This window comes from Paenibacillus sp. sgz302148 (assembly GCF_056120465.1).
Map to the genome: position 1 here is coordinate 263,360 of NZ_JBVYOJ010000003.1, position 21,763 is coordinate 285,122.

Below are 21,763 nucleotides of genomic sequence, written 5' to 3' on the forward strand. Positions count from 1 at the left end.
AGTGCCAAGGTTACAATTTCATTCTATAGGCGATGGGCAGTTCGTCCCAAAGAGGGTAAAAAGTCCGGCTCTCATTTATGAACTCAAATTTAGCAATACTCCCTATTAGAATTAATCATCCATTAACAAACGGAGCTTATACTATACGAAAAGCAGCGAACAACACACTCATCGCGGAAAGGAATTCAAATTATGGGGATTCATACGTACTTTCAGTCGCTAACCGACTTGGAGCGCATCATCCGCTGCCCGGGCAAGTTCAAGTTTCAAGAGCACAGCGTATCCGCGCATTCATGGAAAGTCGTTCAATACGCCAAAACATTGGCGGATATCGAAGAAAGCAACGGCGTCACTGTCGATTGGAAGAAGCTATACGAAATTACGAGCAGCCACGATTACGGCGAAATTTTTATCGGGGATATTAAAACGCCCGTTAAGCATTATTCGTTGGAGCTTCGCGCCATGCTGCAGCAAGTGGAGGAAGGCATGGTCGCCCACTTCATCGACGAGCATATTCCGGAGGAGTTCAAGCCGATCTTTCGCAGGCAGCTGCGCGAGGGCAAGGACGATTCGGTGGAAGGACAAATCCTAGAAGTTGCGGATAAAATGGATCAGATTTACGAAGCCTTTGCGGAGCTTCAAAGAGGAAATTTAGAAAAGGAATTTATCGTGATGTACCGAAATGCGCTGATCAAAATCAAAGGAATCAAACTTCACTGCGTGGATTATTTCCTGCAGCACATTTTGCCCGATTTGGTCAGCGAAGGATCGAAATCTCCGATCAATATTGCCGAGATTTCGAACGAGGCGCTTGCGTCATAGCGGCGGCCTTTTCTTACTTCTAACCTCCTCCTCCTCGCGAGTTAGCTCCCCTCCTGCCTATTTTCATCCCGGATGCACAATAAGCCGGCCTCTGCGGCTGGCTTTCAATATGAATATTATGCCATTGAATGTTTATAATACTAACCATTCGAGGATGTCATCGGGGTGTGAACGTATGGTCTTCTCCAGCTTTATTTTCCTGTTCGCGTTTCTTCCTCTCGCGCTTTTCAGTTATTTCGCCGCTTCGGACAAGTGGAGGAACGGGATCTTGCTGCTCTTTTCGCTGGTGTTTTACGCGTGGGGGGAGCCGTTCTGGATCGTTATTTTGCTACTGAACACGCTGCTTGGGTGGATCGGAGGGCTTTTCCTGGAACGAAGCCGAGATTCGGCTCGCTCGCGGCTCATTCTCACAGCCTCGATTGCCGGCCAGGTCCTGTTTCTTTTTTATTTCAAGTACCTCGGCCTTGCCCTCCAAACGTTCGCTTCATTAACCTCGATTCCGATTGCCTATCATGATCCCGGGCTTCCGATCGGGATTTCCTTTTATACGTTTCATCTCATTTCCTATCTGGTTGACGTTTATCGCCGGGAAGCGCCCGCCATGCGGTCTTATTCCAAGCTGCTGCTCTATATATCGATGTTCCCTCAGCTCGTGGCTGGTCCGATTATCCGGTATGCGGATGTCCAGCATCAACTGAGCCGCCGCACCGTGACGATTGCGGAATTTAGCTACGGGGTCGGCCGCTTCGCGATCGGTCTCGGAAAAAAGGTGATTTTGGCCAACTCCCTTGCCGAACTGTCTCCAACCTTTCTCGACGGCGATTTGCAAATGTTGTCCGTACTCGGGGCGTGGCTTGGCATCATGTTATTCGCGCTGCAGCTTTATTTCGACTTCTCCGGTTATTCGGATATGGCGATCGGCTTAGGCCGGATGTTCGGTTTTACGTTCAAGGAAAATTTCAATTACCCGTACATGTCGAGGAGCGCTACCGAGTTTTGGCGCCGTTGGAACATATCTGTCGGCGGCTTTTTCCGGGACTATGTATACATCCCTTTGGGCGGCAATCGCCGCAGGCCTTGGTTCAATCTGTTCGTCGTATGGTCTCTGACCGGATTGTGGCATGGAGCCAGTTGGAACTTCGTGCTGTGGGGCTTATATTTCGGGGTATTGATCGGCCTGGAGAAAAAGTTTCTGTTAGCGGTGATGTCTCGTCTCCCGAAGCTTTTTTCGCATCTATATTTCGGCGTCATCGTCTTGGTCGGCTGGGTGTTCTTCTATTTCGAATCGATGCGTCGCGGGGGGATATATCTTCGAGCGATGTTCGGGCTGAACAGCGCGCCTTGGGCAGACACGGAAACGCTCATTCATCTTCAAAATCACGTTTGGCTGCTGCTCATTGCCTGCGTATCGGCACTCCCGTTGACCGCACGTTTGCACCGCATCATCGCCGATCGCACGCGGAATGCGATTAAAGCCGTCTACCTGAATACATTGGTTCCTGTCGGATGTTTAACGCTTTTAACGATTTCCGCCATACTGCTGGTCGGGAAGACGTATACGCCGTTTTTCTATTTCCGTTTTTAAAAAATATAGCGAGGTCACTGTACATGCGGATTGGGAACTTCCTGCAGATTCTGCTTTTTATCGGCTTCCTCGTCACAGGATCCGCGTTAATGCTATTTTTTCGCATGACCGCGGCCGGCTCGGAGACGGAAAACCGCAAACTTGCTTCGTTTCCCGACTTTTCGTTACAGACGGTATGGTCGGGCGCCTATTTCCGTCAGCTCGAAAATTACACCGCCGATCATATCGGGTTTCGCGATTCGCTCGTACAAACGAGCAAATTCATTGCCTCGTTGCAGGGCAAACCCGGCAGCGACTCGGCGATCATCGTGAATTCGAACGCGAATAATACCGGTGAGGCCCAACCCGCTTCCCCTGGTCAAAGTACTTCCAATGCGGGCAAAATCGAGCCGCCGTCGCCGGGGACGCAATCAAAAGCGCAGCAGGCCGCCGGGCCTCTCCCGACGCTGACGGCTGCCGAAGCAAAGGGAAAGGTTCTAGGCCGAATGCTGATCCTCGGGGACAGGGCCGTGAACCTGTTCGGTTACAATGCCGCTGCGGGGCAAGACTATGCCGACGCGATCAATCGGATCCAAGCGCGTATCAACGAAGCTATCCCGAACACCGTCCAATCCTCGGTGCTGCTCGCTCCGACCGCCGCCGAATTTATCCAATCGGCGAAGCTCAAGTCGCTTTCCGGTTCGCAGAGGAAAGCCACCGACGACGTATACGCCAAGATCGGCCCCGAGATCGCGAAGATCGATGCCTTATCGGCGATGAGCCTTCATGCGGAGGAGGCTTTGTTCTTCCGCACGGACCACCATTGGACAGCGACCGGGGCTTATTATGCTTACGCCGCCTTTGCAGAGGCCAAGGGCATGCAACCGGTACCCCTTACGGCTTATGAAAAAGGGGAAGTGCCGGGTTTTCTGGGCTCGTTGTATGCCTCGACCATGAACCGCGGGCTTGCCGCTCGTCCGGATACGATCGTATTTTACAAGCCATTCGTGAAGCATCGATACGCCGTCCATTATACCGGCTCTCTAGACATGCCGCTCATCGATTTGGGCCATGCCGCCAAGAAGAACAAATACCGCATCTTCCTAAGCGGGGACCGTCCTTGGTCCCAGATCACGACGCAGACCAACAACGACCGTAGGCTGTTGGTGATCAAAGACTCCTACGGCAACGCGTTGGTCCCTTTTCTGCTTCCGCATTACGCCGAGATTTTCGTCGTCGACCCGCGCCAATTCGACCAGCAGATCGTGCCGTTTATTCAAAAGCATCGCATCGGGGAAATTCTCTACGTCAACAACGCGCACGTGACCATGGACAAGGGGTTCGCGGATCAGCTGCGGAAGTTGATTCGGGGGTAAAAAGTCGTTTAGCACCTTCACTCGATCCCCAACTGTTTTCGCTTCTGCAGCCGCAGCGCCTCCCGCTCTTTCTCCGTAATGCGGTGCATGGCATCGCCGATCGTTTTCCAGGTCATATCCGGGTGCTTGGCCCGGTAGTCGTTGGATTCGGAACCGCGATACCCCCATACGAGGATGTTCCTTGCCCCCGCATCGTATGCCGCATCCGTGGCCTGAACGATTTCCTCCTCCGTACCCGGCTTCGTCCCGTAGCCTTGAATCCAAATATTATGATCCTTGCCGTACCGCTTGCATATGTCCAGGTTTTTGCGTGTCGATTCATAAACGAAGGTGTAAGGATCCTTAGTGCCGTCCCAACCCCAATACGGGTCTGACCCGATATTATGCAGATGCTCCAGCCTAGCAATTTCCCCAAGCGTGTCCAGATGGATGCCGAAGGACTCGCCGAGCATCACGCAGACGATATTTTCCATCCCTTTTAAGCCGCTATAGGTTGTCACTTCGTTAAAATAATCCGCGATCGTCCACACGCGGAAGGCTTCCGTTTCCGGAGTGAGCTCGCTCGGCATGGGCTTTCCGTAGCGTTCTTCGAAAAGCTGCCGGCAAACCGGGCAACGGCACGTCCATACCGGCTGCTTGTCGCTGCCTTCCTTCATGATCAGATGCGGCTCGTCCCAGAAAATTTTGCGTCCCCCAATCTCGCGGACGGTATCGATCCATTCTTTCGTGAAGCTGCGGAATTCCTTGCGGTTCAAGCACACATGGACAGGAGCCCGCGTTCCGTCGGCATAAATCTGGTGGCAATCCGGGTGGTAGGACAGGAAGTGCGATTTATCTCCCGGAGGCCCTCCTAACCCCCAATTATCGATCCATACCTCCAAGCCGTACCCCTCCGTGATCGCCACAATTTCTTTCATGATGCTCCGGTGACGGTCCCAATCCGTGTGAGAAAACATATGAACGACCAAATTGAAATGGTGATTGACGATGTCAATCATGTCTTCATGAACGTGCTTTAAGATCCGGTTGCCATGATAAGCGACGCCTTTGCGCAACGTATTCACGGATCATGCCCCCTTGGCGATTTTTTCACTCGCTACTATATCACTCGCTTGAAAACGCTGTCAACGCTCTTTTGTACCAAACCTGTACCAACTGCTGAGAAACATTTATAATAGCGAGTAGGAAGCTTGCGAATATATGGAGGGGTCTTGTTGATCAAAAGGGAATTTCGATATATCGAGTTAGCCGGGAAACTGCGAATGGAAATTTTGTCGGGCTTCTTGAAGCCGGGCCAATTCCTTCTTCCCGAAAAAGAGCTTTGCCAAGTATACAATATCAGCCGAAATTCGCTACGCCAGGCGCTGGAGCTGCTCACGAACGAGGGATTGCTGGTCAAAATGGTCGGCCGAGGGACCATGGTGGCCAAGGATCTCGATATCGGCAAGCATGAAACCAACGTGATCAATATCATTTGTCCGCAGCATTCCTCCTACGTGTCGAAGGCTCTCCCCATTCTGATCGAAATGTTCAAGGAACATTACCCGAACGTGGAATTCCGGCAATTCGGCACCGGGGTGAGCAATGAGGATTTGCTCCAGGACTTGTCCAGCTTCGGCATCCATGCGGACATCGTCATCATGAGCGCCAGCGACATGCAGCGATTGCCGCTCGATGAATATATGCCCTTGGATGACATCGTGCCGGAACAGGACATAACGCAAGGCAAACTGATGCAGGTTTTCAGCCATGACGACAAGCAGTATGCCGTCCCGCTAACTTATTCACCGATCTTCCTAGCGTGCAATCCCCATCTGTTCGCGTTTCACGGTCTGGACATGCCCCAAGGGGACTGGGATTGGGACCAATTCGTCAGAACCGCCAAAATCATGACCCGCGATTCGAACGGGGACGGCCTTAACGATATTTACGGGTTAGGGCTGTCGTCATCCGTATACCGATGGCCGGTACTCGCCAGGAAGTATGGCTGTCCGCTCATGCAAAACGAATCCGGAGAGCTGAATACGGAAGGGCTGCCTGAGTTCCTCGATTTCATCCAGAAGCTCATCTATCGGGAGGGCGTTTGCCCGATTATGGCCGTGAATGACTGGGAGCTGCTGGCTCAGCTGTTTGATGAAGGCAGGTTGGGCATGTTTCTGACCTCCACGCTGACCACGAGCATGAATAATCCGAATTTCCCCGTGACGGTCATCCCCCTGCCCAGAAGTCCGCGGGCCATGAAAGGGAACATGACGATCGCCAACGGCATGATGATTCCGCGAACGAGCGGCAATCCGGAGCTCTCCAAGCAGTTTGTGCAATTCGCCATGCGTACGGATTATCAGAAACGAATGGCGAAACAAGCCAAGTTTCTGTCCGTTTATCCGCAAGTGAATGAAGAAGTATGGACGGATCTCGAACGAAACGCGCTTGGCGTGAACCCGGGAGAAGAGGAGCAATTTTATTTTATGAACGATATTTGGCCTGATCCAAGCATCGAACAGCTTATTCCTCAAGAGATGAGGAAGTTCTGGGCAGGATTCGAAACCCCGGATGAGCTGACGTCGAGGCTCAGAGATCGGTTTGGCAAGTCGATGACGGAGGGCGCAGCTTACAAGGAAATCGCGGAATTTTGAAGCGGTTTCCTTTTTTCGTGGGAAAAGATGACTTTATGGTTGACGGTTCTCAAGTTCACCGTGATATAATGGTATTGGTACTAAACCTGTACCAATTTTAGTGACGCAATATCTGTTAAACGTTGTTCATATACAAAAAGGAGTGGCGTCCTGTGGAAATAAGCAAAATTGCACTGATTAACTCGTTGTCGGTTCGCCAGAGAAAGAACCGGTATGGCATGAACGCATTCGAATTGTATATCGAAGAGGCGCTGCAGCAGCTCCGTATCCCTTACCTCGTGTTTGAATCACTGGATGCCGCCTTGGAATCCGGGCCGGACATTGTTATCCCGGCTCTATGCGAGGACAACGCGGAGAATGGCCGGAAGCTTAAAGCTTATGCGGAAGCCGGGGGAACCGTCGTATCCTATACAGGGCTCGGCAGCCTGGCCAACGAGCTTGGATATTACGAAGATCGGCCGCTTTCGGCGGGTTACGCCTTGCTTCCGGAGTTCAAGCATCCGATCCGCTTCTTGTCGGCCAAGGTTTGGAGAAGCACAAGCGACGTCTCGGACGTACAGCCGTCGGGAAATCTGCGCAGCGGCAGTCCGCACGGGCCAGAATCCGGTCCGGCGCTGCTCTCCATTCGGCTCGGCAAAGGATCGATCGAACGGTGGTCCGTCGATATCACCGCCACCATTGTCGGCCTCCAGCAAGGCACCGGGCCGGTCTGCGATGACGGTCCCTCCGCCCCGGACGGGTCGATCCCGGTAAAGGACGACATTCTGAAGGCGGACGATCGCTGTGCAATGGATTGGGAGTATGATCGTTTGGCCACCGAAACGGGGATCCAGTTTTACGCTTATCCTTACGCGGATTGGTGGAGAAACGTATTGGTCCGCCACCTTATTGCGATCAGCATCGCCAAAGGCCAAACGCTCCCCTTCATGGATTATTGGCCTTCCGGCATCCCGGCGGTTGCTGCCATCTCGCATGACAGCGATCTTAACGTCGACGCGCACGCGGAATCGACGCTCCAGCTTCTGCGGGAGGTCGGCATCCGGACGACATGGTGCATGATCGAGCCGGGATACTCCTCCCCCATTTACGATGCGGTTAAAGCTGACCGGCACGATCTATGCCTGCATTATAACGCATTGGCAGCGGACGGCGGCGTCTGGGGCGAGGAAGCCTTTCACAGCCAGAGCGAGTGGTTGAAGCACTCCGCGCGGATCGACTGCATTTCGTCCAACAAAAATCATTACACCCGTTTCGAAGGCTGGGGAGATCTGTTTCGCTGGTGCGAGCAGAACGGAATCGAATCCGATCAGACCCGGGGACCGAGCAAGCGGGGAAATACCGGCCTTATTTTCGGCACTTGCCACCCTTATTACCCGATCAGTGATTTTTGGGAAGGAAACCGGTTGTATGACGTGCTCGAAATCGGATTTCTCAGTCAAGATTTGAACCACCCCGAGCTGTATGACTCAAGCCTGATCGGCCCGTTTCTGGATGCTGTCCAAGAATCGGAGGGCGTTGCGCATTTTCTTTTTCATCAGGTTCATATCCACAACTACGAATCCGTTCGCCAAGCTGTACGCGAGGTTGTGGCCTGCACCCGAGAGCGTGGCTTCGCCCTGTGGACGATCGACGAGGTGAACCGCTGGGAGCGAGCGAGAAGGAAAATTCGGATTGCCGGAATCAACGAGTCGGGGCGGCCTGTTCTTGAAGGCTCGGCACTCCCGCAATCCGTAGGCGTTTATATTCCTGTCGCCATCGCCGCTGACGGGAATTTATCGGATGAGACCGGCGAGATCAAATTGGGCTTCGCCTGCCGAAAGTATATGATTCGTGACGGGGCGAATAAAGGAGAAGTGTTTGTTGATGACAAATCGTCAAGCGTATGAGTATGTAGGGCAGCCGTGCCGAAATTTCAATATTCTCGCGACTGCCGTAATAGAGGATCCTATGGACGGCCGGGAAAAGTTTGTCCTGTCCAACTATGCGATGGGTGAGCTTGGGAGCATCATTCTGATCGATACGCTCACTGGGGTAGGCGAAAGCTACGACCTCCCCGTCGGAGCAGGAGGATGGGGTCTTCTAAACCTTCGCAATGAGAAGCTCGTTGTCGGCACTTGCGTAGATCAAGCGTATCTTCATGTGTTTGATCTGCGTACAAGGCAATGGGCCACGGTACTGGAGTCGGCGGGCGAGTCCTACTTCTGGCAAATCGTATTGGGCTCCGACGGGAAGGTTTACGGAGGTACTTATCCCGGATGCTCGCTGATGCAATATGACCCGGAGAACCATACGCTGGTCAATCTGGGCAAGGTATCCGACAACGCAGACAATCTATACAGCAGATATTTGTGGGGCGAAGCCCCCGGCTACATTCTCATCAACTATGGGTTCCATTCCCCTGGCATGAAAGCTTATGTCATCGCTGAAAATAAATTTCTCGATTTCGGCGCTCCGGGCGAGCAAATCAAGTGGGTGACGGGTCGTTTCATCTGTGCGGAGAAGGACGGCGAGCTCGTCTATTATGATCCGGCCACCTTGCTTCCCTTCGAGGGAACCGTGCAGGATACGGAGACGGAGATTCCCCAGAACGCGGTCACTTTATTCAATGGGCAAAACATTTTCGTACGGCGAATAAGCGGCAACCGATTGGCCGGAATACGAGGACAGGATTACTTCATCGTAGACGCGCCGGCTACTCGGGAGGGGTACTACGTTCCGCTCCAGGTCGAGCTGAAGCGAATTCCCGTAACCGCCCCCGCAACGGCGATCTTCACAATGCAATCAGACGATAAAGGGCTGCTATGGGGCTCCAGCGGCTTTGGGCAAACGATCTTCAGCTTCGATCCCGCAACCGGTGCCCATTGGAATTCTTCCTCCGTCTGCAACGCCGGCGGCGAGGTGTACGGCATGCAGTTCGTTCAGGATCGTCTGTTTCTAAGCGCCTACGTGGGAGGCGACCATATCGTCTACGATCCCGCGGCCCCTTGGGATCAGCTGAACAACGTCAACCCTCGCACGCTGCGCTCGGTCGCGCCTGCGCTCATCCGGCCGGAAGGCAGAAGCGCTATCGGTCCCGACGGCGCCGTCTGGACGGGATGGTCGGCCAATTACGGCGTTTACGGCGGTGGTTTGTCGCGCATCGATCCGGTTACGCTCGAGGTCGAATGCTGGCACGATCCCGTCCCCGAGCAGCAGGTCGCCGGCATTGCGGCCGACGGCGAATACGTCTATTTCACAACCAACGGCGCCGCGAGCGGCCTCGTCACCCGCAGTGTGCAGTGTCATTTCGGCGTCTGGTCTCCCGGACGCGGATTGGTTCATGACGAGGTCTTCCCGGAAGGCCAAGAAGCCGGGAAGGCTATTGCGGCGGTAGGCGGCCGAGTCGTCATCGGCGTCGGGGGCGAGATTCGGATCTTCAATCCGGCCGGCAAAACATTCGTCCATACCATCTCGACCGGGCAGCCATGCCACTGGCTTGTAGCGGTCGGCGATGCAACGGTCGGCGCGTATTGCGGCGATCAATATTGGGAGATCGACGTGCTGTCCGGCGAAAGCCGTTTCGTATCTCAGGTTCCAGGCTATGTCGGGGCCTCGGCCATGCATGACGGAAAGCTTTATTTTTCGATCAACTCCACGCTGTATGTAATGAATAGATAACTCCTGGAGGGATTCATATGGCAGAGCAATTGGCGATCCACGGCGGACCGAAGGTCAAGACGACTCCGCTTGGAACGGGCAAGCGCTTTGGGGAGGCGGAACTGAAGGAGCTTCGCGAAGCGTTGGAGCAAGACACGCTCTTCTATCATTATGGCGGTAAGGTTAAGCAGTTTTTGCAGAAATTCAATGCGATGTATGGCGTACAATACAGCGTCGCGACCAGCTCGGGAACTGCGGCCATTCACGTTGCCCTTGGTGCCGCCGGTATCACGGCTGGAGACGAGGTCATCACAAGTCCGATTACCGACCAAGGATCCGTCATCGGCATTCTTTATCAGAACGCTATCCCGGTTTTCGCCGATGTGCTGCCGGATACATACAATTTGGATCCCGCTTCCATTGAAGCAAACATTACGCCGCGAACCAAAGCGATCCTGGCCGTTCATCTGGCGGGCAACTGCTGCGACATGGACGCGATTATGGCGATTGCGCGCAAGCATAAGCTGAAGGTCATCGAAGACTGCGCGCAGAGCTATCTTGCCGTGTACAAAGGCAGGCTGGCCGGCACCATCGGAGATTACGGGTGCTTCAGCACGAACGATTTCAAGCATATTTCGACCGGAGACGGCGGGATCGTCACGATCAATTCGGGGCTGCATGAGGATTACTCCATTGCCCACTCGTTCGCCGACAAAAACTATCAGCGTTTCGAAACCAAGACAGACCGTATCGGCATTCATTCCCTTGCGCCCAACTATCGCATGACTGAGCTCCAAGGCGCGGTTGGCGTCGCGCAGCTGGATAAGCTGGCCTGGATATGCGGCAAGCGAAGGGAATACGGAACGTTGCTGACTGAGGGTTTATCGGGTATTGCCGGCATCCATCCGCCGCAAATCACAGAAGGCGGCTCTAGCTCGTATTGGTTTTACCTGTTTCGTCTCGATATGAATCTGCTGAAGGGAACTGTCGATGAATTTGTCGCCGCACTGAATGCGGAAGGCATCCCGTGCGTGCGCGGATACATTCCTCAGCCTGTATATATGCAGCCCATGTTCCAGAACAAGGAAGCTTTTCCCGGCACGAACTATCCCTTCAGCCTCTCCGACGTTTCGTATGATAGAGGAATATGTCCTCGTGCCGAAGAGATTTTGCAGACGTCCGTCCGGATCGGAATCAGCGAATATTACACGACCCGGGACATGGAAGAGATCATCGCCGCCATTCGTAAAGTAACGGCTTATTATATGAGTTAAGGAGGTATGCCCGTAATGCCCGATAACGAACGACAACTGGCCTTGTTTGGCGGCGATAAAGCCGTAACGGATGAACCCGGCGACCTGTTCACCTGGCCCATTATTACGAAGGAAGACGAGGAAGCGGCACTGGACGTTTTACGCAGGGGGGCCATGTCCGGCACCGATATAACCAAGCAATTCGAGGAAGATTTCAGACAGTGGCTCGAGGTCGACTACGCGCTCGGATTCAACAACGGGACAGCTTCCCTGCAAGCGGCAATGTACGGCTGCGGCGTCGGGGTCGGCGACGAAGTCATCTGTCCGAGCATTACGTATTGGGCTTCGGGAGTCCCCGCCTATTCACTCGGCGCAACGATTGTCTTCGCCGATATCGATCCGGTCAGCCTATGCCTGGATCCGAGCGACCTTGAACACCGCATCGGCGAGAAGACCAAGGCAATCGTCGTCGTCCATTATTTCGGCCATCCTGCCGATATGGATCCAATTATGGAAATCGCGCGGAAGCATAGCCTCAAGGTCATTGAAGACGTGTCCCATGCACACGGCGGCGTTTACAAAGGACGCAAGCTGGGAACGATCGGACATGTCGGCGCGATGTCCATGATGACCGGCAAATCGCTGGCGATCGGCGAAGCCGGCATGCTCGTGACGAACGATAGGGAAATTTATGAGAAAGCCATCGCGCTTGGACACTATGAGCGCTTCAATAGCGGGATTGAGAGCGAGGCGCTGAAGCCCTTTATCGGTTTGCCGCTGGGCGGCTACAAGTATCGAATGCATCAAATCAGCTCGGCGGTCGGACGCGTCCAATTGCGGCATTATGAAACGAGGCAAGCCGAAATCCGCCGGGCGATGAATTACTTCTGGGATTTGCTCGAGGATGTCCCGGGGCTCAGAGCCCACCGCACGGAAAAGGATTCCGGCACCCTGATGGGGGGATGGTACGCGGCACACGGCCATTATCGCTCGGAAGAGCTGGGCGGCCTATCGGTATCCCGCTTCTGCGAGGCGGTCCGAGCCGAAGGCGTGAGCGACTGCTACCCGGGCTGCAATCTTCCGCTGCATCATCATCCCCTGTTTCAAGATGCCGATGTCTACGGACATGGCAAACCGACACGGATCGCGCACGCATCGCGCGATGTCCGAGAGATGGACGCGGATTTGCCGGTCAGCGGCGGGATTGCCGCCAAGGTTTACAGCATTCCGTGGTTCAAGCATTATCGGCCCGAAGCCATCGAGCAATATGCGCGCGCCTTCAAGAAGGCTGCCGCCAACTATTCGGCATTGTTGGAAGGCGATACGGGCAATCCTCCGAGCATGGGCGGATGGAACATGTTCAAGCCGAAGTGAAACGGCTGGCTAAGTTTCGTCGTTACATCAGCCTGTCTGTAAGGGCGGCAGCTTGATGCTGCGTCAATAAAGCTCCGCAGTGGTTATATTCAAATTCAAGGCAGCCTTGAATTTGACTTCAAAGCAGCCTTGCTTAAGTTTCCTTAGATCAGCTTCGCATGTCGGAAGAGAAAGCGGCGTTCGAAAGCGGCATCTCGACGATAACAGTCGTGCCCAGACCTTCTTCGCTCTCGATCGTTACCGTTCCGAAATGCTCCTTCATTATTTTATAACAAATCATCAAGCCGAGACCCGTCCCTTTTTCTTTCAGGCTATAGAACGGCTCGCCAAGATGAGGAATTCTGTCTTTCGGTATGCCGCAGCCGCGATCGGATATTCGAACCGATACGGTATTCGGCTTGATCCTTTTCATCCGGATATCGATTGGGCCGCCTATGGGCATCGCTTCTATGGCATTTTTCAAAATATTGATGAACACTTGCTTCAACTGGTTGCCATCGCAATAGGCGAAAGGAAGATCCTCCTCCAGCTCCATCTTGATTTGCACGTTGTGCATGGTGGCATAAGGATAAAGAAAAGTAGTGACTTGTCCGATCAGTCTCCGCAAATCATGGCATTGAAATGCCACCGCTTGAGGCTTCGCGACGGTCATAAATTGGCTCGTAATCCATTCCAATTGCTCGATCTCGGCCTGCATGGTCTCCAAATATTCTTTGCCCTTGGCGTTTAGCTGGCATTCGAGAATCTTTAAAAAGCCTTTAAGTGTAGTGAGGGGATTGCGAATTTCGTGGGCAATACCTGCTGCTAGCTGACCGACAACGGCCAGCTTCTCCGATTTGCGGAGCAAATCCTCCGTTCGCTTCAATTCGGTGATGTCCCGCCCGATAATGACAAGCCCTTTAGGCGTGCCGTCCTCGTGAAAGACGGGGATTTTGATCACATCGCAAATGATGTCCACGCCGCCCGGCTGCGGGATGATTTCCTGTGTTCTTACCAGGCCGCCGGTTTCCCAGGCCAATTGATCGGAAACCATACACTGCAGCAATGCTTCCCGATAAAACGCAGTTATTTCGGAAAGCTCAAGATCTGTTTTACCCGAATAACCATTGTTTTCCAATTGAAAACAGACCAGCGACTGATGATTGGCTTCTATCCATCTTCCTTGGCCGTCCTTGAAAATGACAAGGTCGGGTATCGCTTCGATCAACGTTCGTAGTCGCTTTTCGCTTTCGATTTGCGCTTCGCTCATACGCTTAAGCTTCGTGATGTCTCTGGATATGATGACAAAAGCGACCGGAATACCTTTGCTGTTAAACAGGGGTGAGGAGAAATTGCTGACATCGATCAAGGTGCCGTCTTTGCACTGTCTGACGGTTTCACAGGCGATGGCGTTCCGGGAATGAAGCAATTGGTTTCGAACGCATTCGTTTTCCGGTTTCGGGTGGTCGGGGATGATCGGAAGTTCTTTGCCGAGCACTTCATGCTCCTTCCAGCCGTAAACCGTTTCAAACGATTTATTGACCTTTATGACCCTAAGATGGGTATCGACGACAACGACGGCTTCTTCGGTGCTCTGAAGGAAAAATTCGAGTTGCTCTTTGGTTGACCTCAAATCTTCGAGAATTTGCTGATTGGGCGTAACGTCGCGTACGATTTCGAACACGCCGACGATTTCGTTTTCTACAATGACCGGGAAGCTCTTTATCGTCACATCCAGCGAATGCCCCTGTTTATGCCGAAGAACAGCTTCATATTCATCATGCATACCTTGCCTGGCATTGGCAAAAGCGCGCAGTCTCTGATCTTCCTGCCTGGATACGATAACATTCTCGAGTTTCAAGGCACTCAATTCGCTTGTCTCATAGCCGAGCAATCTCGCTGCTGCCGGATTCGCCTCAATCAGCGTTCCTTTTACATCATATGCAAATATGCTGTCCGGATGGTGTTCAAACAGCGACTTGTAAAGTTGATTCTGTTGCGGGGTTTTTTCGCTTGCAGGAAGATGGCCGATATGCGGCAGATCGGAAAAGCGGCCTACGTCCGGCGGAAGGGCGTACAGGACGAATCCGATCGGCAGTCCCCCGTAATAATAAGGCAGGAGCTCAAACCGCCACATCTCGTATTCCCAGTTCATTTTGGAAGGTAAAGGGTTGGGGTCGAAAAAGGAATTTTTCATTCGTCGGTCCTCGCCGATCCAACCATGCTCATGCAGCCGCGGAGATGCTTTGACAACTCGCCCCCCGCGATCCAAAACCGCTAACGGCAGCGTCGTTTTTCGCGATAATTCCTCAAAATGGGACGAAAGTCTGTACCGGTCGGCTTTTAATTGGGAATAAAGCATATGCTCGATAGCATAGGCCGACGAAATAACGGCTTTGAGCATGTTCGGATGATTCGACGTCCAAAAGCAGGATAAATTAACGACGCCGAGCGTTTTGCCTGTCGCCGGGTCGCGTACGGGAGCAGAGGAACAATTCCAGGATTGGATCTCATGGCAAAAATGTTCGCTGGCATATACTTGAGTCGGGGTATTGGTAGCCAAGGACGTTCCGATTCCGTTCGTTCCTGCGCTTCCTTCGCGCCAATCGGCGCCAAGGGACAGGTTGATGTCCTCCGCCTTCAATAACAGAGACAATTCTCCGTCAAGATAAACCACTTCGCCGGCCGAGTTGCAATACGCCGCCAAATAGCCGGTATCCAAAGCAATTTGCTTCAGCTTCTTCAAGATCGGTTCTATCATTCGGAAAGTCGGATCGGAGGTTACAAAATCTTGAACTTCATCAATGCCCAAGTTTAAGGGAGGTTTGATTTGAAAAGGATTCACGCCTTGTTCAAGACAACGCTTCCAGGATGCGAGCGTCTCCGTCCTAATATTGAGCTGCGAATCGTTCCCGGAAATGAACTTCTCCCATTCGCGTTCAAGCGCCACCCGTTCTTCCTTATCACGATGAAGGATGAATTTGTTTCTGGCTGCCATAACATACTCCCCATATGTAGGTTATTTTTATACCCTATGATTTTGCCATACAAAATTCATTTTTTTAACTTATACTACCATAATAATTCGCGTTCTCAGTTGCATCAAATAAAATTTTCAAAAAAATAAACCCGTCCGCATGGACGGGCCTTTCCTTACGATGCAACGTGCAGCGATGCTGCCGCGGCTTCCTTATTGCGATAGTTTCCGGTCACAATGGTGTATCCCATAGCTCCGTAGGCCAGCCCCCAGAAAAGCGCGAACCAGCTCTCCAGCCCCGGAATGCCGAACGATACCAGCATCACCACAAACAGCAGCACGTTCCAAAGCGGAAAAACTTTTGCACGGAACGTCACGAAAGCCAGCAGAACAGTGCCCAGCATCATGCCGATCCCCACAAGCATGCCGGTTACGTTCACGAATAAGCCCTCATCGGCGTACTTTCCGTAAGCCCAAATCCCGTATTGCTGACCGGAAATAATGATGTTGCCGGCTGCCGTAATGAAAGCCGCGGCGAATCCGAGTGTGCGGGTTTCCTTCATTTGGGGCAAATATAAGGCGATAGAACTGAAAGCCATCAAAATCGCGGCAATATATCCGCACAACAGCTCCTGATGACTGTCGCTCCCCCAGATGAGCGCTGCGGGGGTCATTCCCATTCTTGCAATACCGGCCAAAATCACAACTACGCCTAACCACTTCAAAATTTTTTGCATCCGTCTCTCAACCTCCATGAATTGATCTTACAATTGAATCATAGCAAGAAGGTATTCCCGGTCACGAGGGCAGGGCATACCTATTTCGATCGGGAATTTTCGTGGTAAGATTCGGGAAAATGAACGGACCGGCGGCTCCTGTCCTATGCAGCGATTTCCTTATTTGCTATAATGACGGCATCAAAATGGGAGCGAGGTGATCGTGGTGCGAACTAGACAGCTGATCTATCAACTTCTCGCTTATCTGATCATTGCGGTTGCCGTACTTTTTTTTGTCCAAAACGTGCCTGTTTATTACGAAGTGCTGCGTTCGAAGTGCATTCTTCAATCCTGCGAGCCGCAAGGGCCGTTGTTTTATACGATCGAGACACTTGGCCAATATCGCCTGACACCGGACTCTTATGCATTGGCATTCGTGATCAACGATTGCGGATTGGCTCTCGTTTATTTCGCGGCGGCGATCCTCATTCTATTCAAAAGCAAACGGGACGGGATCGCGTGTCTTGCGGCGGTAGCTCTCGTTACTTATGGCTGCACATTTTCATCTCTGTTATATATTGCCGCCGAAGGAAGCCCGGCCATGGCGTTATGGACGGAATTCATGGCCGTCATCGGAAGAATGGCATTGTTTTTATTTCTGTTGTTGTTTCCGAACGGCAAGCTGACGACTCCGTGGACCTTGGCTGTTTTCGTTCCTTTTTGCATCGTGCAAATGTTGAGTTTGTCCTTCCCCGGAACGCCGCTTGATCTCAAAAATTGGCCTGATCATGTAAGGATTTTATATTATGGAATTATGATCGCTACCGCATTATGGTCGCAAATTCATTCTTATCGAATACGGATGAACCATGAGCAACGGCAGCAGACGAAATGGGCCGTTTATGGCGCTGTCATGTCATTTCTCGGCTTTTTTGTAGCCAGCGGCTTCATTGTGCTGCTTCCCGAGCCGAATCCGATCACCTATATCAGCCTTATTGTTGCGCTATCGGCGGCTGTCTCCATCATCCCCATTACGCTTGCTTTCGCCGTGCTGCGCCACCGGTTGTGGGATATCGATCCGCTCGTCAAACGAACGCTTTTGTATGGAGCCTTATCGCTGTCTATCCTGCTTGTTTACTCCGTTTCCGTCTGGTATCTGGGAAATTTGTTTCAGACAAGGGGAAGTTACTGGGTTTCCTTGATCGCAACCGCCCTTGTCGCCGTCATGTTCGGCCCCTTGAAAGAATGGCTGCAGAAGCTTCTGAACCGCTTGATGAAGGGCAGGCATGATGACCCTTACGCCGTATTGGCAGGCTTAGGCAATCAGTTGATTAAACCGATTGTCCCCGAGGAAATGGTGAAGGTTGTCGCAGCGTCGGTCCGGGATGCGCTTCGCCTGCCTTATGCAGCCATCATGATCGAAGTTAACGGTCTATCGCAGCCCGCGGCAGCTTCCGGGGACATCCGATTTGATACCTATAACTTCCCGATTGTTCACGGGGGAGAACGGGTCGGATCGTTGGTCGTCTCAAGCCGTTCCCCGGACGAAGCATTTTCTGCGGATGACCGCAAGCTTCTGGAAGTTCTGCTGCGCCAAGCCGGACCGATCGTCCAAAACGTGAAAATGCACCTGGGCATGAAGCTCCTTGCAAACGACCTGCAGGAGTCCCGAGAAAAGCTTGTACTCGCCAGGGAGGAAGAACGCAGGCAAATCCGAAGAAATCTGCATGACGAACTCGCTCCCCGGCTTCTGTCACTTGGCTTCAACGTCGCGGCGGCCGAACAGTACATTGACAAGAATCCGGATACGGCCAAGCAAATGCTTGCGGAATTACGCGGAGAAATCCGGTCTACGGTTACGGATATTCGAACCTTAGTCCATGACATGCGACCGCCGGTTTTAGACGAGTTCGGCTTGCTTGGAGCGATTCAAGCGCGTATTGACCAAACGGTCAAACTGCAAAATGATCCCGATAACACCGGACATCGCCGCGAACTGAGCGTTCGTCTGCATGGCCCGGAACAGCTTCCTCCGCTGCCCGCGGCTGTCGAGGTGGCCGCTTATCGCATCATTGTGGAATCGTTCGTTAATGTCGTGAAGCATGCAAATGCAGCCATTTGTCATATATCGATCGACGTTCAGAATAACAAACTCATCCTGCAGGTCGCAGATGACGGGATCGGCATTTCCCGCTTCGCAGAGCCGGAGCCGGGCGGCGGCATTGGCCTGCATTCGATTCAAGAACGGGCTGCAGAGCTCGGAGGGTACTGCACGATCGAAGCACGGGACACCGGCGGAACCATAATCCAGGCTGCCATCCCGTATGGTACGAAGGGGGAGGAAAGCGCATGAAAGTATTATTGGCCGATGATCATCCGCTGTTTCGAAGCGGGGTTCGAAATTTGCTTCAAACGACGGACGATCTTGAAGTGATCGGGGAAGCTTCGACAGGTGAAGAGGCCGTTGATCTGGCTCTACGGCTTGGGCCCGACGTGATTGTCATGGACATCCGAATGCCGGGAATCAACGGAATTGAAGCGACTCGCATGATTCAGGAAAAGGACCCCGGGATTAAAATTCTAATCGTTACCATGCTCAAAAACGATAAGTCGGTTTTCAGCGCGATGCAGAACGGTGCACGAGGTTATGTGTTAAAGGATGCCGGCGAAATGGAGCTGCTGCAGTCCATTCGGATGGTGGGGGGCGGCGGCGCGGTTTTCAGCACCGATATTGCCTCCAGAATGATGGATTACTTCTCGGTTGCGAAGCAGAACCCTCCTCGCAATCCGGCATTGGCCGAATTGACGGCGAGGGAAATGGAAATTTTGCAATTGATCAAAGAGGACTACACGAACGCAAAAATCGCCGCATCTCTGCATCTAAGCCCAAAAACCGTCGCGAACCACATTTCCAATATCCTCAGCAAACTGCAGGTAACCGATCGTCACGAGGCCGGCAAGCTTTATGAGGCAGCGAATAACGTATTCGACGATGATATGGAAACGAGATAGTGCGGCGTGCGATTCTACTGAAGCGAATATTGTTAGTCACGGAAAGGAGCTAGCCCCCATTCAAGGGTTCTAGCTCCTGATAACGCCATAACGGCTTCCACGGGTGTAGTCGCAAGAAAATTACTTCATCAGCTTCCTATCCAGCATCTGAAGCTCGTCCACCATAGCCACGCGGCGAGGATACTTTTCGATAAGACGTTGAATCATATTCCTTGCTTCAGCCTTAGCGCCCGCGTCGGAGTAACCTTTGATCAGCTTGCAAACACCTTTATACTTTCTTCGCTCCGTAGCTGCTGCCGCTTCATCTATAATGTAGTTCTCATAAATAAGAAATGTCTCCTTAGGGTATTCTTGCGCCAGCAGTTTGCCCAAATGCTCGATATACATCGGGTTCTCCTGTACTACCTTCAGCAAAAGCAATAATTCCCCCTGCTCCGCCAGCAAGGCAGCATATTCATGAGACATATATGCCTTCGACAACTCCATCAGGATCGACTCTTTCTTGTGCTCCCAAGTCCCGTCAGACTGATAGATCTCTTTTAGTTTATTATAGTAGGACTTATCGCCCCGCCTGAGAATCAGATGAATCATCTTCATCTGCTTCTCCTTCATGTTCATCTCCGAATAAATCCGCTCAAGATAATACGCCCATACCGCCGGTCTGCCATACGATTTATCTTTTTTAAACGCAGCAAGACACAGTTCTTCGGCTAAGGCATACTGCCCCGCGCCCAAAGCACGATCAACCGCCGAGACCCTGATCTCATATACATCGAGATGCTCCATCCGATATTGATCCGCCGCTGCATCGCCTTCTAGTTTTTCAATTATACCAAGTGTAATCAAATACCGGTCAGGGTATTCTTCGCCACTATACATCGGGCCAAGGATCGGAAAAAGTTCATACACCTTCTCGGCCTGTTTCTGGTCTTGCACTAAAGAAACAGCACCACGCAATAATTGGTAGCCAACATCTGCCCACTCTTTGAACACTTTGTTCTTAGCAGTCTTTATGATTTTGTCCAGCATGGACTTGCGTTTGTCGTCTGCGGCAGATTTATTAAGCTCGGCTAAACCTGCAAGGCAATAACGGATTGTGTCTCCCGCGATACCAGACGATGTGTCTGCATGGGCCAACAGCTTGACAAGCTCAACCAAGATCAATAAATGAATATCAAATGTTAAATCACGGTCATCCAGCGCCCTGCTTTCATCCAAAATATCGCTCATCGCATTGCATACTCGATTACAGCCGCTATAATGTAAAAAACCGCGATCGGAGTTATACCGTATAAGCGATTTTAATTCACTTTTTAATTCTGGAATTGCTAATATGTTAGCTATTTCACTCACCCCTGGATTTATGATGTATTAAGAGTATAAACGAATATAGAAAAAATCTACAACCTCGTGCGGTTTTGAATGCAAAACCTCGGACCAAAGTCTTGGCATTCTTCTGAAACTGAATACTTTTTTATATTAAACACAATAATGAAGGAGGAGAATAAAGCTGTAGACAGAAAACATAACAAAAGATTGAAGTAATTAAAATTAGGAGGAGATCATGGGCAGATTAGTTCATTTCGAAATCCATGTAGATGACATGGAGCGTGCTAAAAAGTTTTATGGAGAAGTATTTGGATGGACATTTGAAGATTGGAGCGAATACGCCGGAATGCCTTATTTCGGGGCTGTCACTGGCAGTGCAGATGAGCTTGGAATTAACGGAGCTTTGATGCAGCGTCATGGTGCTTCCCCAGAGCCAGGCAAATCTTTGAACGGCTATGCATGTACAATGGGAGTAGAAGATTACGATTCTACCGAAGCAAAAATTCTCAACCATGGTGGCAAGATCGCATTGCCGAAGTATGCCTTGCCTGGGATGGCGTGGCAGGGTTATTACATAGATACCGAAGGAAATACTTTTGGTATTCATCAGCCCGATAAGAACGCAAAGTAAGCACCAGTATAGTTGTTTCAAGATAAAGCAAAAACCCCGACCTCTTGCGGTCGGGGTTCTTCATGGTGGAGGCGAGGGGATTTGAACCCCTGTCCGAAAATAACGCCACACAGGCTTCTACGGGTGTAGTCACAGTTTTGATGTCACCCGAGCATCGCCCCGTAACCGGCTATGCTTTGGGTCAGCCTGATTATCTTCTTCCGTCGACCCCAGGCGGAGACCGAGCGGCGTATCCCACTAAAGTTGAGCCCCTATCCTAGCACATGGGCGATGCGAGGTAGAAGCCAGCTAGCTGGTTATTAAGCAGCTAAAGCTAATTTAGGTTGTTGTTTGCCGTTTAATAGGCTTTAGCGTTGATGAAGTGGACGCGTCCCCACTACCCGCTACCCATGCTCGAACTATTCCCGTCGAATCCAAGAACGCCCCCGGATTAAAAAAGAGAATAACCAACGGAACGG

At 51.9% G+C, this 21,763-nt stretch carries 15 protein-coding genes and 1 other RNA gene; 11 read left to right on the forward strand and 5 right to left on the reverse strand.

What is annotated here, in order from left to right:
- The first annotated feature begins 192 nt into the window (after window positions 1–192).
- The 3 genes from AC0LWM_RS06565 to AC0LWM_RS06575 all read left to right on the forward strand — a co-directional run bounded on the left by AC0LWM_RS06565 (window position 193) and on the right by AC0LWM_RS06575 (window position 3,762).
- Window positions 193–822, forward strand: a complete 630-nt coding sequence (locus AC0LWM_RS06565) for a YfbR-like 5'-deoxynucleotidase (RefSeq protein ID WP_474674109.1) — start codon at window positions 193–195, stop codon at window positions 820–822.
- A gap of 175 nt (window positions 823–997) precedes the next feature.
- Window positions 998–2,407, forward strand: coding sequence for an MBOAT family O-acyltransferase (locus tag AC0LWM_RS06570; protein WP_474674110.1), 1,410 nt, complete (start codon window positions 998–1,000; stop codon window positions 2,405–2,407).
- Window positions 2,408–2,430: 23 nt separating this feature from the next.
- Window positions 2,431–3,762, forward strand: coding sequence for a DHHW family protein (locus AC0LWM_RS06575; protein WP_474674111.1), 1,332 nt, complete (start codon window positions 2,431–2,433; stop codon window positions 3,760–3,762).
- Between the two features lie 17 nt (window positions 3,763–3,779).
- On the opposite strand, the gene AC0LWM_RS06580 is transcribed toward AC0LWM_RS06575, so the two are convergent.
- A complete protein-coding gene (locus AC0LWM_RS06580) occupies window positions 3,780–4,826 on the reverse strand; it encodes a hypothetical protein (RefSeq protein ID WP_474674112.1) in 1,047 nt (348 codons plus the stop codon).
- A 150-nt stretch (window positions 4,827–4,976) separates the two neighbouring features.
- Here AC0LWM_RS06580 and AC0LWM_RS06585 point away from each other — a divergent pair, with 150 nt between their 5' ends.
- The 5 genes from AC0LWM_RS06585 (at window position 4,977) to AC0LWM_RS06605 (ending at window position 12,661) form a co-directional block, all read left to right on the forward strand.
- On the forward strand, window positions 4,977–6,398 hold the full coding sequence (locus tag AC0LWM_RS06585; protein ID WP_474674113.1) for an extracellular solute-binding protein: 1,422 nt from the start codon (window positions 4,977–4,979) through the stop codon (window positions 6,396–6,398).
- Between the two features lie 152 nt (window positions 6,399–6,550).
- Entirely contained in the window at window positions 6,551–8,284 is a 1,734-nt protein-coding gene (locus tag AC0LWM_RS06590) for a polysaccharide deacetylase family protein (RefSeq protein WP_474674114.1), read from the forward strand.
- Complete coding sequence (locus AC0LWM_RS06595; RefSeq protein ID WP_474674115.1) at window positions 8,262–10,055, forward strand: NHL repeat-containing protein; 1,794 nt, start codon at window positions 8,262–8,264, stop codon at window positions 10,053–10,055. Before AC0LWM_RS06590 ends, AC0LWM_RS06595 begins: the two co-directional genes overlap by 23 nt.
- Before the next feature lie 17 nt (window positions 10,056–10,072).
- Window positions 10,073–11,308, forward strand: coding sequence for a DegT/DnrJ/EryC1/StrS family aminotransferase (locus tag AC0LWM_RS06600; RefSeq protein WP_474674116.1), 1,236 nt, complete (start codon window positions 10,073–10,075; stop codon window positions 11,306–11,308).
- Window positions 11,309–11,323: 15 nt separating this feature from the next.
- The gene (locus AC0LWM_RS06605) at window positions 11,324–12,661 is read left to right on the forward strand and encodes a DegT/DnrJ/EryC1/StrS family aminotransferase (protein ID WP_474674117.1); all 1,338 of its coding nucleotides are present in this window, start codon (window positions 11,324–11,326) and stop codon (window positions 12,659–12,661) included.
- A gap of 148 nt (window positions 12,662–12,809) precedes the next feature.
- On the opposite strand, the gene AC0LWM_RS06610 is transcribed toward AC0LWM_RS06605, so the two are convergent.
- Both AC0LWM_RS06610 and AC0LWM_RS06615 read right to left on the reverse strand, forming a co-directional pair.
- Window positions 12,810–15,638 (reverse strand): PAS domain S-box protein, encoded by a 2,829-nt coding sequence (locus tag AC0LWM_RS06610; protein ID WP_474674118.1) that lies wholly within the window; start codon window positions 15,636–15,638, stop codon window positions 12,810–12,812.
- A 155-nt stretch (window positions 15,639–15,793) separates the two neighbouring features.
- Window positions 15,794–16,354, reverse strand: a complete 561-nt coding sequence (locus AC0LWM_RS06615; RefSeq protein WP_474674119.1) for a hypothetical protein — start codon at window positions 16,352–16,354, stop codon at window positions 15,794–15,796.
- 202 nt (window positions 16,355–16,556) lie between these two features.
- On the opposite strand from AC0LWM_RS06615, the gene AC0LWM_RS06620 reads away from it, so the two are divergent.
- Together AC0LWM_RS06620 and AC0LWM_RS06625 are read left to right on the forward strand one after the other, a co-directional pair.
- The gene (locus tag AC0LWM_RS06620) at window positions 16,557–18,686 is read left to right on the forward strand and encodes a sensor histidine kinase (RefSeq protein WP_474674120.1); all 2,130 of its coding nucleotides are present in this window, start codon (window positions 16,557–16,559) and stop codon (window positions 18,684–18,686) included.
- The gene (locus AC0LWM_RS06625; RefSeq protein ID WP_474674121.1) at window positions 18,683–19,345 is read left to right on the forward strand and encodes a response regulator transcription factor; all 663 of its coding nucleotides are present in this window, start codon (window positions 18,683–18,685) and stop codon (window positions 19,343–19,345) included. Before AC0LWM_RS06620 ends, AC0LWM_RS06625 begins: the two co-directional genes overlap by 4 nt.
- A gap of 120 nt (window positions 19,346–19,465) precedes the next feature.
- Here the strand turns inward: AC0LWM_RS06625 and AC0LWM_RS06630 are convergent, their stop codons facing one another.
- Window positions 19,466–20,575 (reverse strand): hypothetical protein, encoded by a 1,110-nt coding sequence (locus tag AC0LWM_RS06630; RefSeq protein WP_474674122.1) that lies wholly within the window; start codon window positions 20,573–20,575, stop codon window positions 19,466–19,468.
- 334 nt (window positions 20,576–20,909) lie between these two features.
- Between AC0LWM_RS06630 and AC0LWM_RS06635 the strand changes: the two genes are divergently transcribed.
- A complete protein-coding gene (locus tag AC0LWM_RS06635) occupies window positions 20,910–21,305 on the forward strand; it encodes a VOC family protein (RefSeq protein WP_474674123.1) in 396 nt (131 codons plus the stop codon).
- Window positions 21,306–21,368: 63 nt separating this feature from the next.
- On the opposite strand, the gene ssrA is transcribed toward AC0LWM_RS06635, so the two are convergent.
- Window positions 21,369–21,732, reverse strand: a transfer-messenger RNA (tmRNA) gene (gene ssrA, locus AC0LWM_RS06640).
- Between the last annotated feature and the right edge of the window lie 31 nt (window positions 21,733–21,763).

Excerpts from the sequence above, each read along its gene's own strand:
- AC0LWM_RS06565 (WP_474674109.1), top strand. The coding sequence starts at position 193 with ATGGGGATTCATACGTACTTTCAGTCGCTAACCGACTTGGAGCGCATC.
- AC0LWM_RS06570 (WP_474674110.1), top strand. The coding sequence starts at position 998 with ATGGTCTTCTCCAGCTTTATTTTCCTGTTCGCGTTTCTTCCTCTCGCG.
- AC0LWM_RS06575 (WP_474674111.1), top strand. The coding sequence starts at position 2,431 with ATGCGGATTGGGAACTTCCTGCAGATTCTGCTTTTTATCGGCTTCCTC.
- AC0LWM_RS06595 (WP_474674115.1), top strand. The coding sequence starts at position 8,262 with ATGACAAATCGTCAAGCGTATGAGTATGTAGGGCAGCCGTGCCGAAAT.
- AC0LWM_RS06600 (WP_474674116.1), top strand. The coding sequence starts at position 10,073 with ATGGCAGAGCAATTGGCGATCCACGGCGGACCGAAGGTCAAGACGACT.
- AC0LWM_RS06605 (WP_474674117.1), top strand. The coding sequence starts at position 11,324 with ATGCCCGATAACGAACGACAACTGGCCTTGTTTGGCGGCGATAAAGCC.
- AC0LWM_RS06610 (WP_474674118.1), bottom strand. The coding sequence starts at position 15,638 with ATGGCAGCCAGAAACAAATTCATCCTTCATCGTGATAAGGAAGAACGG.
- AC0LWM_RS06615 (WP_474674119.1), bottom strand. The coding sequence starts at position 16,354 with ATGCAAAAAATTTTGAAGTGGTTAGGCGTAGTTGTGATTTTGGCCGGT.
- AC0LWM_RS06625 (WP_474674121.1), top strand. The coding sequence starts at position 18,683 with ATGAAAGTATTATTGGCCGATGATCATCCGCTGTTTCGAAGCGGGGTT.
- AC0LWM_RS06630 (WP_474674122.1), bottom strand. The coding sequence starts at position 20,575 with ATGAGCGATATTTTGGATGAAAGCAGGGCGCTGGATGACCGTGATTTA.
- AC0LWM_RS06635 (WP_474674123.1), top strand. The coding sequence starts at position 20,910 with ATGGGCAGATTAGTTCATTTCGAAATCCATGTAGATGACATGGAGCGT.